11 protein-coding genes are annotated in these 12,859 nt (G+C 71.0%); 6 read left to right on the top strand and 5 right to left on the bottom strand.

Annotated elements, in window-relative coordinates; translation table 11 throughout:
* Positions 1-42 precede the first annotated feature (42 nt).
* From ACIQMU_RS21025 to ACIQMU_RS21010, 4 genes are all read right to left on the bottom strand, one after another.
* A complete protein-coding gene (locus ACIQMU_RS21025; RefSeq protein WP_352240057.1) occupies positions 43-927 on the bottom strand; it encodes an S-methyl-5'-thioadenosine phosphorylase in 885 nt (294 codons plus the stop codon).
* A gap of 103 nt (positions 928-1,030) precedes the next feature.
* Positions 1,031-1,378, bottom strand: coding sequence for an FmdB family zinc ribbon protein (locus ACIQMU_RS21020; RefSeq protein WP_352240056.1), 348 nt, complete (start codon positions 1,376-1,378; stop codon positions 1,031-1,033).
* Positions 1,379-1,444: 66 nt separating this feature from the next.
* Positions 1,445-2,725, bottom strand: coding sequence for an MFS transporter (locus tag ACIQMU_RS21015; protein ID WP_402689431.1), 1,281 nt, complete (start codon positions 2,723-2,725; stop codon positions 1,445-1,447).
* 396 nt (positions 2,726-3,121) lie between these two features.
* Positions 3,122-4,753 carry a potassium/proton antiporter gene (locus ACIQMU_RS21010; protein ID WP_402689430.1) on the bottom strand — a complete coding sequence of 544 codons (1,632 nt, stop codon included), beginning with the start codon at positions 4,751-4,753 and terminating at the stop codon, positions 3,122-3,124.
* Positions 4,754-5,030: 277 nt separating this feature from the next.
* On the opposite strand from ACIQMU_RS21010, the gene ACIQMU_RS21005 reads away from it, so the two are divergent.
* Complete coding sequence (locus ACIQMU_RS21005) at positions 5,031-7,775, top strand: penicillin acylase family protein (protein WP_352240054.1); 2,745 nt, start codon at positions 5,031-5,033, stop codon at positions 7,773-7,775.
* Positions 7,776-7,931: 156 nt separating this feature from the next.
* Here ACIQMU_RS21005 and ACIQMU_RS21000 read toward each other — a convergent pair whose 3' ends face one another.
* On the bottom strand, positions 7,932-8,537 hold the full coding sequence (locus ACIQMU_RS21000; protein ID WP_402689429.1) for a 5-formyltetrahydrofolate cyclo-ligase: 606 nt from the start codon (positions 8,535-8,537) through the stop codon (positions 7,932-7,934).
* Positions 8,538-8,630: 93 nt separating this feature from the next.
* Here ACIQMU_RS21000 and galU point away from each other — a divergent pair, with 93 nt between their 5' ends.
* From galU to ACIQMU_RS20975, 5 genes are all read left to right on the top strand, one after another.
* Positions 8,631-9,533, top strand: coding sequence for a UTP--glucose-1-phosphate uridylyltransferase GalU (galU, locus tag ACIQMU_RS20995; protein WP_352240052.1), 903 nt, complete (start codon positions 8,631-8,633; stop codon positions 9,531-9,533).
* A 4-nt stretch (positions 9,534-9,537) separates the two neighbouring features.
* Positions 9,538-10,848: a gephyrin-like molybdotransferase Glp gene (gene glp, locus ACIQMU_RS20990; protein ID WP_352240051.1), complete on the top strand. Its 1,311-nt coding sequence runs from the start codon at positions 9,538-9,540 to the stop codon at positions 10,846-10,848.
* 101 nt (positions 10,849-10,949) lie between these two features.
* A complete protein-coding gene (gene moaC / locus ACIQMU_RS20985) occupies positions 10,950-11,450 on the top strand; it encodes a cyclic pyranopterin monophosphate synthase MoaC (RefSeq protein WP_352240050.1) in 501 nt (166 codons plus the stop codon).
* A 155-nt stretch (positions 11,451-11,605) separates the two neighbouring features.
* Positions 11,606-12,049 carry a molybdenum cofactor biosynthesis protein B gene (locus tag ACIQMU_RS20980; protein ID WP_402689475.1) on the top strand — a complete coding sequence of 148 codons (444 nt, stop codon included), beginning with the start codon at positions 11,606-11,608 and terminating at the stop codon, positions 12,047-12,049.
* Positions 12,050-12,066: 17 nt separating this feature from the next.
* Positions 12,067-12,693 (top strand): GNAT family N-acetyltransferase, encoded by a 627-nt coding sequence (locus ACIQMU_RS20975; protein WP_402689428.1) that lies wholly within the window; start codon positions 12,067-12,069, stop codon positions 12,691-12,693.
* The last annotated feature ends 166 nt before the right edge of the window (positions 12,694-12,859 follow it).

The following is a 12,859-nucleotide window of genomic DNA, read 5'->3' as shown; positions in this document are numbered from 1 at the left end:
CGTTCCGGCGACAACGCCCCACCACGGTGACCGCGGCCACCGCTACGGCAGCGCGATCCCGGTGTCGATCCCGTCCAGCGCGTGGGCGCACGTGCAGTTGCGGCTTCCGCTCCGCGGCAGCCCGGTCACCGCGTCGAACAGCACCGACCGCAGCCGGTCGACGTTGGCCGCGAACACCCGGAGCACCTCCTCGTGCGAGACGCCCTCGCCCGCCTCGGCGCCCGCGTCCAGGTCGGTCACCAGGGTCATCGTCGTGTAGCAGAGCCCCAGCTCCCGAGCGAGGACGGCCTCGGGGTGGCCCGTCATGCCCACGACCGACCAGCCCATCGCCGCGTGCCAGCGCGATTCCGCGCGGGTCGAGAAGCGGGGGCCCTCGACCACCACGAGGGTGCCGCCGTCCACCGGCTCCCAGTCGCGTCCGCGGGCCGCGGCGAGCGCGGCCTTGCGCCCCTCGGGGCAGTACGGGTCGGCGAAGCCCAGGTGGACGACGTTCGGCCGGGTTCCGTCGGCCCTCGGCTCACCGTCGTAGTACGTCTGTACGCGGGCCTTGGTGCGGTCCACCAGCTGGTCGGGAACGAGCAGGGTGCCCGGCCCGTACTCCGGCCGCAGCCCGCCCACCGCGCACGGCCCCAGCACCTGCCGGACCCCGACGGAGCGCAGCGCCCACAGGTTGGCCCGGTAGTTGATGCGGTGCGGCGGCAGATGGTGGCCGCGTCCGTGCCGGGGCAGGAAAGCCACCCGCCGGCCACCGAGTTCGCCGAGGAAGACCGAGTCGCTCGGCTTCCCGTAGGGGGTGTCCACAGAGACCTCGGTGACGTCCTCCAGGAAGGAGTAGAAGCCCGAGCCGCCGATGACACCGATCTCCGCGGAATCCTCGGTACCCGCCGTACCCGTACCGGAGCCCGTTTCCGTATGTGCGTTCGCCATGCTGGTCACCGTATCCGGAGCGGTGTCTCCCAGGGCGGACGACCGGACCCCGCCGAGTGGTCTCGGCGGGGTCCGGTGCGAAGCAGGTGGGGCGTACGCGGGCTCAGGCGGCCGACGTACCGCTCGTCGAGGCCGGTGTGGACGACGCCGACGACGAGGACGCGGACGAAGAGGACGACGACGCGCTCGCCTTCGAGTCCGAACCCGACGACGAGGACGACGCGGAGTCGGACGACTTCGCGGCCGCCGACGCCGGTGTGCTGCTCGACGAGGAGCCACGGCTGTCGTTCCGGTAGAAACCGGAACCCTTGAAGACGATGCCGACCGCGGAGAACACCTTCTTGAGGCGTCCGTCACAGCTCGGGCATACGGTCAGGGCATCATCGGTGAACTTCTGCACCGCCTCGAGGCCCTCGCCGCACTCGGTGCACTGGTACTGGTAGGTCGGCACTTGCTCCTCCTGGCACTCTCACTCAATGAGTGCTAACGACGCTCCATACTGACGTATTCCGTCGGATCAGTCCACTGTGACCGGCTCCCGGTGACCGATCCCACGTGCCACGGTGCGCCCCGAGGGCTTCGGAGTCAGCCGCGAGCGCAGGGTCAGCAGGGTCACCAGGGCCAGCGCGGTCCCGGCCAGGGGCACCAGGAAGCCGGTGCTCGCTCCGTGGGCGTCGGCGAGCCGGCCCGCCACGGTCACGGCCGCCGCCTGTCCGAGCGCCACCGCGCCCGTCAGCCAGGTGAACGCCTCGGTGCGGGCGCCGGCGGGCACCAGGTCCTCGACCAGGGTGTAGCCGCTGATCAGCGCCGGGGCGATGCAGAGGCCGACCAGCAGGCCGAGTCCGGCGAGCAGCGGGACCGAGTGCACGGCCCACAGGCCGGACGCGGTCAGGGTCAGCGCGACGTACCCGACGATCAGCCGGCGGCGCGGACTGCTCTTCCAGGCGATGGCGCCGCAGGCGATGCCGGCCAGCATGTTGCCCGCCGCGAAGATGCCGTAGAGCACGCCGTTCACTCCGGGGTGCCCGATCTCCTCGGAGAACGCGGTCAGCGAGACCTGCATCCCGCCGAAGACCGCGCCGATGCCCAGGAAGGTGACGGCCAGGACGCGCACACCCGGCACGGCGAGCGCCGAGGTGTGCGGTGCGGCCGCGGTGGCCGCGTCGCGGGGGGCGGGCTGGGTGGCGCGCTGCGCGGCGAAGAGCAGGCCGCCGACCAGGGTCAGGGCGGCTTCCGCGATCAGTCCGGCCGCCGGGTGCACGCCGGTGCACAGCGCGGTGGCGATCACCGGGCCCAGGACGAACGTGAACTCGTCGGTCACCGACTCGAAGGCGGCAGCCGTGGACATCAGCGGGGAGGCGGGCCGGTCGGGGGTCGCCCCCAGCATCGCCGCCCAGCGGGCCCGCACCATGGGGCCGATCTGCGGGATCGAGGCGCCGGTCGGGACGGCGGCGACGAAGAGCGCCCACAGGGGTGCGTCGGCCAGCGCCAGTGCGGTCAGGGCGCTCACCGAGACGGCGTGGAGCAGGACCCCGGGCAGCAGGACGGAACGCTGGCCGAAGCGGTCGGCGAGCTTGCCGCTCTGCGGGGCGAACAGGGCCATGGAGACGCCGGAGATCGCCGCGACGGCGCCCGCGCTGCCGTACGAACCGGTCGTGTGCTGCACGAGGAGGACGATGCCGATGGTGAGCATCGCGAAGGGCTGCCGTGCGGCGAAGCCCGGGAGGAGGAAGGTCCACACACCAGGGGTGCGCAGCAGTTGCCCGTATCCGGGGCGGTCGGAGACCGTGGTCGCCACGGTCCTTGCCTTTCTGCCGCCTGGTAGCCCTGCTTCCCGGCGCCCTTGTGGGGCGGGCCGGACGGAAGCGGCCGAGAGCTGTCCTCTTCGCGCGTAACTGCGGTAGATGCCGGGCGACTCGCTGCCATCGGCGAAGAAACGCCGGGCGAAGAGACACCACGACCGCCATACGGTCGCGCCAGCTCTGCTTCAGACAGAGTTGGTCGATCAGGTTTACCTTCATGCTACAGGCAGAAAAGTCCGTGCGCCTGTGATTGCGCACAGGGTTTCCGTGCCGGCCTGTGATCTGCGACGCGTCCGCTGTCGCCCGCCTGCTTCGTCTCCTTGAGTCGCGTGGTCGGGGCGGGGCGGGGCGGGGCAGCGGTGCCGCGGGCCGGGGCGGGGGCGCAGGGCGTTTCAGGAGCGGGTCTTCGTGCCCTTGCCGCTTCTGCCGTCCGTTCCACCCGCGCCGCCGCCGCCTTCGCCGGCGCCGCGGCTTCCGGCGCCGCGGCTTCCGGCGGCACTGGCGCCGCCGAGCTTCCTGGCCAGTTTCATCGCGTGGGGGATGGCCGACCCGCCAGAGGGGGCCGCCGGACGGCGGGCGCCGGAAACGGCGCTGCCGCCCGTGCCCAGCCAGCCGGCCAGCTTGCCCCCTTCGCCGACCGCCCGCAGCCGCTCCTCCGCTCTGTCGCGCACCGGATCGGTGGCCACCACCAGGAGCTCGTCGCCGCGTCGGAGGACCGTCGTCGGAGACGGCACGAAGCTCTTGTCGTCGCGGACCACCAGCGTGACGGCGGCGCCGGCCGGGAGCCGGAGCTCACTGACCTCGACCCCGTGCATCTTCGACTTCGGGGGGACGGTGACCGACAGCAGATGGCCCCGCAGCCGCTCCAGGGGAGCGGACTCGATGCCCAGGTCGTCGGCCTCGGCCGGATCGTCGGCGATGTCGAGCTTGTTCGCGACCCACGGCAGCGTCGGGCCCTGGACGAGGGTGTAGACGATGACCAGGACGAAGACGATGTTGAAGATTCTCGTACTGCCCTCCACCCCGGACACCATCGGAATGGTCGCCAGGACGATGGGCACCGCCCCGCGCAGCCCGGCCCAGGACATGAGGACCTTCTCGCGGGTCGGCAGCCGGAACGGCGCGAGGCTCAGGAAGACCGACAGCGGCCGCGCCACCATGGTCAGCACCAGGCCCACGACGATGGCCGGCCAGAAGTCGTCGATCAGGTCGTGCGGCGTCACCAGCAGTCCGAGCAGGACGAACATGCCGATCTGGGCGAGCCAGCCGAGCCCGTCGGCGAAGCCGCGCGTGGCGGGCCAGTGCGGCAGCTTGGAGTTGCCGAGGATCATCGCGGCCAGGTAGACGGCGAGGAAGCCGCTGCCGTGGGCCATGGCGCCCGCCGCGTACGCGGACACGGCGATGGCCATCACGGCGATCGGGTAGAGGCCGGAGGCGGGCAGGGCCACATGCCGCAGCGCCAGGGACCCCAGCCAGCCCACCGCGATGCCGATGGCCGCTCCGATGGCCAGTTCCATGGCGATCTCCGCGACCAGGACGTACCAGTGCTCGACCGGGCCGACCGCGGAGAAGGCGACGACCAGGATGACGACGGGAGCGTCGTTGAACCCCGACTCGGCCTCCAGGACCCCGTTGATCCGGTGCGGCAGGGGCACCTTGCGCAGCACGGAGAAGACCGCTGCCGCGTCGGTGGAGGAGACGACCGCGCCGATGATGAGTGCCTGGCGCCACTCCAGGCCGACGAGGTAGTGCGCGGCCGAGGCGGTGACGGCCACGCTGATGCCGACGCCGACGGTCGAGACCACCGCGGCGGCGGGCAGGACGGGTCTGACCTCTTTCCACTTCGCCCCGAGTCCGCCCTCGGCCAGGATGACGACCAGGGCGGCGTAGCCGAACACCTGCGTCAGCTCGGCGTTGTCGAACTGGACGTCGAAGATGCCGTCCTGTCCCAGCGCGATCCCGATGCCGAGGTACAGGAGCAGGCTGGGGAGCCCGCTGCGCGAGGAGATCCGTACCGCCACCACGGCGACGAGCAGGACGAGCGAGCAGACGAGCAGGAGTTCGTTGAGCGCGTGGACAGTCAGGGTCCGTTCCTTCCCTGCGTGCGCCTGCCGGATCGTCCACCGGCAGCGAGGTACTTCGTTACCTTACCTAATCGTTAACGGTTCCTTGACGTCTTCGAGTGTTCGTGCGAGGAAGACGCAAATGGATGCATCCCTATACCGCGTCCGAGTGGCTTCTCCGCTGCGCCTATGGTTGCTCCTGCACTCCCAGGACCACCCTGCCCCTCGAAGGACAGCGATGCCCGCCAACACAACCGCCTCTTCCGGCCCTTCCGACGCGAAGAAGCCCGGCAGGAAGAAGGGGCGACGCGCCCGCCTGATCGTGCTCGTCCTGGTGCTGGCGCTCGTCGCGGGTGTCGGGTACGGGGCGTACTGGTCCGTGTCCACCGTGCGGGCCTCGTACCCGCAGACCACCGGGTCGATGACCCTCGACGGCCTTGCCGGCGACGTCGAGGTCAAACGTGACGCCTACGGGATCCCGCAGATCTACGCGGACTCCGACGCCGACCTCTTCCGCGCCCAGGGCTTCGTCCAGGCCCAGGACCGCTTCTGGGAGATGGACGTCCGGCGGCACATGACGTCCGGCCGGCTCTCCGAGATGTTCGGTTCCGGGCAGGTGGAGACCGATTCCTTCCTGCGCACGCTCGGCTGGCGGCAGGTGGCGCAGAAGGAGTACGACGAAGTCCTGGACGAGGGCACCAAGAAGAACCTCCAGTCGTACGCGGAGGGCGTCAACGCGTATCTGAAGGGCAAGGAAGGCCGGGACATCTCGGTCGAGTACGCGGCTCTGGGGCTGACCAACGACTACAAGCCCGGTGAGTGGACCCCGGTCGACTCGGTGGCCTGGCTCAAGGCGATGGCCTGGGACCTGCGCGGCAACATGCAGGACGAGATCGACCGTTCGCTGCTGACGAGCCGCCTCGACGAGGACCAGATCGAGGACCTGTACCCCGGCTACCCGTACAAGCAGCACAAGCCGATCGTGGAGAGCGGTGCGATCTCCCCGGTCACCGGGAAGTTCGACCCCGAGGGGACGCCGTCGGACTCCATCGGTGCGACGACCCCGGAGGGGGCCACGGAGGGCCTGAACACCCAGCTCTCCGCGCTCTCCGACACCCTCGACGAGATCCCGGCGCTTCTCGGCCCGAACGGCAATGGCATCGGCTCCAACTCCTGGGTCGTCTCCGGCGAGCACACGACGTCCGGCAAGGCACTGCTCGCGAACGACCCGCACCTCGCGCCGATGCTGCCCTCCCTCTGGTACCAGATGGGCCTGCACTGCCGGGAGCTCTCCAAGACCTGCCAGTACGACACGGCCGGCTACACGTTCTCCGGCATGCCCGGTGTGATCATCGGCCACAACCAGGACATCGCCTGGGGCCTCACCAACCTGGGCGCGGACGTCACCGACCTCTTCCTGGAGAAGGTCTCCGACGACGGCTACCTGTACGACGGCAAGACCAAGGAGTTCGAGACCCGCGAGGAGACCATCAAGGTCGCCGGCGGCAAGGACCGGAAGATCACCGTCCGCGAGACGAACAACGGTCCTCTGGTGTCCGACCGCAGCAAGGAACTCGACAAGGTCGGCCAGAAGGCCCCCGTCAGCAACGCCGCGCCCGACCGGGCGGACGGCTACGCGGTGGCCCTGAAGTGGACCGCGCTGGAGCCCGGCAAGTCCATGGACGCCGTCTTCGCGCTCAACCGTGCCAAGGACTTCACCACCTTCCGGGCGGCCGCCGAGAATTTCGAGGTCCCCTCGCAGAACCTCATCTACGCGGACACCGAGGGCAACATCGGTTACCAGGCCCCCGGCAAGATCCCGATGCGCTCCGAGGGCTACGACGGAACGGCGCCGGCCCCCGGCTGGGACCCGGAGTACGCGTGGGAGGGCTACATCCCCTTCGACGAGCTGCCCTACGAGTACAACCCGGACCGCGGCTACATCGTCACCGCCAACCAGGCCGTCATCGACGAGAAGAAGTACCCCCACCTCCTGACCAAGGACTGGGGCTACGGCGCCCGCAGCCAGCGGATCAACGACCTTCTGACCCAGAAGATCAAGGGTGGCGAGAAGGTCTCGACCGATGACATGCAGAAGATGCAGATGGACAACTTCAGCGAGATCGCCGCGCTGCTGGTGCCCGAGCTGAAGAAGATCAACATCTCCGACCCGAGCGTCCGCGAGGCTCAGAAGCTGCTGGAGGGCTGGGACTACACCCAGGAGCCCGACTCGGCCGCCGCCGCGTACTTCAACGGCGTCTGGCGCAACATCCTGAAGCTCGCCTTCGGCAACAAGCTGCCCAAGGAGATGCGGGTCGAGGGCGACTGCCTCAACGTGCCGCCGGCCAAGAACAGCGGCCCGGCGGACCAGCAGAAGCGGCTCGTCCGCGAGTGCGGCCAGCGCGACGGCGACACCGCGCAGCCCGACGGCGGCGACCGTTGGTTCCAGGTGGTCCGCGAGATCGCGGACGACCAGGACAACGAGTGGTGGAAGGCTCCCGCCCGGGGCCGCGAGGGCGCCCTGGAGAGCCGGGACGACCTGTTCGCCCGCGCGATGGAGGACGCCCGCTGGGAGCTGACCGCCAAGCTCGGCAAGAACATCTCCACCTGGAGCTGGGGCCGCCTGCACCGGCTGACGCTGAAGAACCAGACGCTCGGCATCGAAGGCCCGGGCCTGCTCCAGCGGGCGCTCAACCGCGGCCCCTGGAACCTCGGCGGCGGCGAAGCGGCGGTCAACGCCACCGGCTGGAACGCGGCGAGCGGATACGAGGTCGTCTGGGTGCCGTCGATGCGCATGGTCGTCAACGTGGGGGACTGGGACAAGTCCCGCTGGATCAACCTCAGCGGAGCCTCCGGGCACGCGTTCAGCGCGCACTACACCGACCAGACCGACAAGTGGGTCGACGGCGAACTGCTCGACTGGTCCTTCGAGAAGGAAGCGGTCGACGCGTCCACCGTCGACACGCTGACCCTGAAACCGTAGGGACCGGCCTGCCGGAAGTCCTGCACGGCTCACGCGTGAGCCCTTACGGCACGCACGAGCCGCGAGGGACACGCGTGAGCCGTACGGGGCACGCACGAGCCGTACGGCTCGTGCGTGGGCCTGAGCCGTACGGCTCACGCGTGGGCCTTCAGGGGCTCAAGGCGCGAAGCGCCGCGCCCCCGCCGGTGTGACCACGGCGTCCACGGGGTGGTCGTGCGGTTCCGAGGGGACCCGCGCGACCACCTCGTCGTCGTACAGCAGCACGACGAGTGCGGGGTGCGCGCCGGCGGCCGTCAGCCGCGCGAGCACCCGGTCGTAGCTGCCGCCGCCCCGCCCCAGCCGCATCCCGGCCCCGTCCACGGCCAGACCGGGCAGCAGTACGACGTCGGCGTCCAGGACGGCGGCGGGGCCGAGGGGCGGGCCGTCCGGTTCAAGGAGCCCCCGCCCGGCCGGCAGCAGGTGCTCGGGGCCCTCGTAGGCCGCCCAGTCCAGGTCGTTGTCGGCCAGGAGCACGGGGAGCAGCACCCGCACGCCGCGCCCGCGCAGCACTTCCAGGAGGGCGCGGGTGCCCGGCTCGCGCCCCACCGAGACATACGCGGCGACCGTACGGGCGTCAGCCAGTTCGGGGAGATGCAGGGCCGTCCCGGCGAGAACCGCGGCGGCCCGGTGGGCGTCCTCCTTCGTCAGGAGCGCCCGAGCCGCGAGCAGTTCGCGCCGCAGGGAGTTCTTGGCGGACGCCTTTCCGGACTTGTCGGTGTTCACTAGCGACTCGCACGATTCTCGTATGGGCATATATCAGGGCAAAGTTAACCGGAATATCTACTTCCGGCCGTGTGCAGCCGTTAAGGTCTCCACATGACTCAGTCGCACCCCAGGATCAGCAAGGCCGTCATCCCGGCAGCAGGTCTCGGCACCCGGTTCCTGCCCGCCACGAAGGCCACTCCCAAAGAGATGCTGCCTGTCGTCGACAAGCCGGCCATTCAGTATGTCGTCGAGGAGGCCGTGACAGCGGGCCTCTCCGACGTATTGATGATCACCGGCCGCAACAAGCGTCCCCTTGAGGATCATTTCGACCGCAATTACGAGCTGGAGTCCGCGCTCACCCGCAAGGGCGACGCCGAACGCCTCGCCAAGGTCCAGGAATCCAGCGACCTGGCCACCATGCACTACGTGCGGCAGGGCGACCCCCGGGGCCTCGGGCACGCCGTGCTGTGCGCGGCCCCGCACGTGGGCGACCAGCCCTTCGCGGTGCTGCTCGGCGACGACCTGATCGACCCGCGTGACGCGCTGCTGGCCCGGATGGTCGAGGTCCAGGAGCGCGAGGGCGGCAGCGTCATCGCGCTGATGGAGGTCGACCCCTCGCAGGTCCACCTCTACGGCTGCGCCGCCGCGGACGCCACCGTCGACGGGGACGTGGTCCGCGTCACCGACCTGGTGGAGAAGCCGGAACCGGCCGACGCCCCCAGCAACCTCGCCATCATCGGCCGGTACGTCCTGGACCCCGCGGTCTTCGACATACTGCGACACACCGGGCCGGGCCGCGGCGGCGAGATCCAGCTCACCGACGCGCTCCAGCTGCTCGCCGCGGACGAGAAGATCGGCGGCCCCGTGCACGGCGTCGTCTTCAAGGGCCGCCGCTATGACACCGGTGACCGCAGTGACTATCTGCGCACCATTGTCAGACTGGCGTGCGAACGTGAGGACCTGGGGCCGGACTTCCGGACCTGGCTGCGCAAGTACGTCACCGAGGAGATGTAGCCCTGTGAGCAGCACGATCTGGTCGGTGGACGAGCACCTGGACGACATCCTCGCCACGGTGAGGCCGCTGGAGCCCATCGAGCTGCAGCTGCCGGACGCCCAGGGCTGTGTCCTGGTGAAGGACGTCGTCGTGGAGGTGGCCCTGCCGCCGTTCGACAACAGCTCCATGGACGGCTACGCGGTCCGGATCGCCGATGTCGAGGGCGCCAGCGAGGAGTTCCCCGCCGTGCTCACCGTCATCGGCGACGTCGCCGCGGGCAGTGCGGGGCTCGCCGACGACCAGGTCGTGGGGCCGGGCCAGGCCGCCCGCATCATGACGGGCGCACCGCTGCCCGCCGGTGCGGAGGCCGTGGTCCCGGTCGAGTGGACCGACGGCGGTACGGGCGGCGGCCCGGCCGCCGCCATGCGCGCCCACAGCGACGCGCCCGAGGACGCCACCGGCGAGATCAGGGTGCACCGGCCCGTCGTGGCGGGCGCCCACGTCCGCGAGCGCGGCAGCGACGTCGAGCCGGGCGCTCTGGCCCTGCGGGCCGGCTCGATCGTCGGGCCGCCGCAGATCGGTCTGCTCGCGGCCATCGGCTGCTCCACCGTGGTCGTGCGGCCCCGCCCCCGCGTGGTCGTCCTGTCCACCGGCAGCGAACTGGTCCAGCCCGGAGAACAGCTGACCGGCGGCCAGATCTACGACTCCAACAGCTTCGCGCTGACGGCCGCGGCCCGGGACGCCGGAGCCATCGCCTACCGGGTCGGCGCGGTGACCGACGACGCCGAGACGCTGCGCTCCACGATCGAGGACCAGCTGATCCGCGCGGACATCGTCGTCACCACGGGCGGCGTCAGCGTCGGCGCGTACGACGTGGTCAAGGAGGCGCTGACCTCCGTCGGCGACGAGGACGAGCCGGGCGGCGGGGTCGAGTTCCGCAAGCTCGCCATGCAGCCGGGCAAGCCGCAGGGCTTCGGCTCCATCGGTCCGGACCACACCCCTCTGCTGGCCCTGCCGGGCAACCCGGTCTCCGCCTACGTCTCCTTCGAGTTGTTCGTCCGCCCCGCCATCCGGGCCCTGATGGGCCTCCCCGAGGTGCGCCGCCCCACGGTTCGCGCCAGGCTGAGTGCCGACAAGGCGCTCACGTCGCCGGACGGCCGCCGCCAGTTCCTGCGCGGCGCCTACGACGCGGAGGCGGGCACGGTCACCCCGGTCGGCGGTTCCGGATCGCATCTGATCGCCGCGCTCGCGCAGGCGGACGCGCTGATCGTGGTGCCCGAGGACGTCACCTCGGTCGAGCCCGGCACGGAGACGGACGCGATCCTGCTCCGCTGACCGCCGCCCGGTGGCGGTACGGTATCTGCCGCCGTGCCTTCCGGGGGTCCCCCTCCGGTTCCCCGAGGTCCAACGGCGCCCCTACCGCGAGGCGGAGTGAGTTGAGTACGCAGAACAGGCTGACGCACATCGACGAGGCGGGCGCGGCCCGCATGGTCGACGTGTCGGAGAAGGACGTCACCACCCGCGTCGCCCGCGCCGCCGGCCGGGTGCTCGTCTCGCCGCGGGTGATCGAGCTGCTGCGCGGCGAGGGCGTCCCCAAGGGAGACGCCCTCGCCACCGCCCGGATCGCCGGGATCATGGGGGCCAAGCGCACCCCGGACCTGATCCCGCTCTGCCATCCGCTGGCCGTCTCCGGCGTGAACGTCGATCTGAGCGTGGCCGACGACGCGGTGGAGATCACGGCCACCGTGAAGACGACGGACCGTACCGGCGTCGAGATGGAGGCCCTGACCGCGGTCTCCGTGGCGGCCCTCACCGTGATCGACATGATCAAGGCCGTCGACAAGAGCGCGGTCATCACCGACGTACGGGTCGAGGCGAAGTCGGGCGGCAAGTCCGGCGACTACCGGCGCACCGCGCCGGAGGGAACGGCCAGGTGACGCCGCCCGAGCCCGGAGCCGCCGGCCACGAGCGCCGGCCGGCCGGTCCGGGAGCGCCCGGCCACCGGCAGCCGGCGCCCGAGCCCACCGGTGCAGCGCTTTCCTCCCCGTACGCCGCCCTCGTCGTCACCGCCTCCAACCGGGCGTCCGCCGGGGTGTACGCGGACAAGGGCGGCCCGCTGATCGCCGAGGCGCTGACCGGCCTCGGCTTCACGGTCGACGGACCGCAGGTCGTCCCCGACGGCGATCCGGTGGAGGCGGCCCTGCGCGCGGGCGTCGCCGCCGGCTACGACGTGATCGTCACCACCGGCGGTACGGGCATCTCGCCCACCGACGCCACCCCCGAGGCCACCCGCCGGGTCCTCGACCACGAGGTCCCCGGCATCCCGGAGGCGATCCGGGCCGAGGGCCTCGCGAAGGTCCCGACCGCCGCTCTCTCCCGGGGCCTCGCGGGCGTGGCCTCGCGCACGCTGATCGTCAACCTGCCCGGCTCCACCGGTGGGGTGCGCGACGGGCTGGCGGTCCTCGGGCGGCTCCTGGTGCACGCGGTCGACCAGCTCCGCGGCGGCGACCACCCCCGGCCGGGGAGCGCGAGCTGAACGTCGCGACCTGGCCGGTGACGCTGACCGACGGCGAGATCGTCCTGCGCCCCATAAAGATGCGTGACCAGCGGGTGTGGCGCGAGGTCAACCGGCGCAACCGCGAGTGGCTGCGCCCCTGGGAGGCCACCGTCCCGCCGCCCGCCCCCGGCGGTCCGATGGCGCAGCGCCCCACCTATCGGCAGATGGTCCGCCATCTGCGCGCGGAGGCGCACGCCGGGCGGATGCTGCCGTTCGCGATCGAGTACGAGGGCCGGCTGGTCGGCCAGCTGACGGTCGCGGGCATCACCTGGGGCTCGATGTGCTCCGGGCACATCGGTTACTGGGTCGACCAGGGCGTCGCCGGGCGCGGGGTCATGCCGACGGCCGTGGCGCTCGTCGTGGACCACTGCTTCCGCACCGTGGGCCTGCACCGGGTCGAGGTCTGCATTCGCCCCGAGAACGGACCCAGCCGCAGGGTCGTGGAGAAACTCGGTTTCCGTTCGGAGGGCGTGCGTCCACGCTATCTCCACATCGACGGGGCCTGGCGTGACCACCTGATCTTCGCCCTCACCGCCGAGGAAGTGCCCGACGGGATGCTCCGGCGCTGGCGGCGGTCGCGGCCGGAGACGCCGAGGGACCCCGGGCCGGGACAGACCCGGTAAATGAAATAGGTGTTCGAATATGATCGCCGTGTGACCGTAATGGGCCGGGCTATCGACACTTGTTGATCCGAACCATCACAAAAAAAGTCCGGGATATGAGCCGGATCGTGCGACACACCGGGCCAATTGGCGGATCCTTTCGCGCAAACCCCTCTACGGTGTGAGC

The organism is Streptomyces sp. NPDC091649, from assembly GCF_044756785.1.
Taxonomy (GTDB): Bacteria; Actinomycetota; Actinomycetes; order Streptomycetales; family Streptomycetaceae; genus Streptomyces.
This window is presented reverse-complemented; position numbering and strand designations above follow the sequence as displayed.

What these genes read in the sequence shown, in the direction of transcription:
- galU (WP_352240052.1), top strand. Translation starts at nt 8,631, where the DNA reads ATGACTCAGTCGCACCCCAGGATCAGCAAGGCCGTCATCCCGGCAGCA.
- ACIQMU_RS21005 (WP_352240054.1), top strand. Translation starts at nt 5,031, where the DNA reads ATGCCCGCCAACACAACCGCCTCTTCCGGCCCTTCCGACGCGAAGAAG.
- ACIQMU_RS21025 (WP_352240057.1), bottom strand. Translation starts at nt 927, where the DNA reads ATGGCGAACGCACATACGGAAACGGGCTCCGGTACGGGTACGGCGGGT.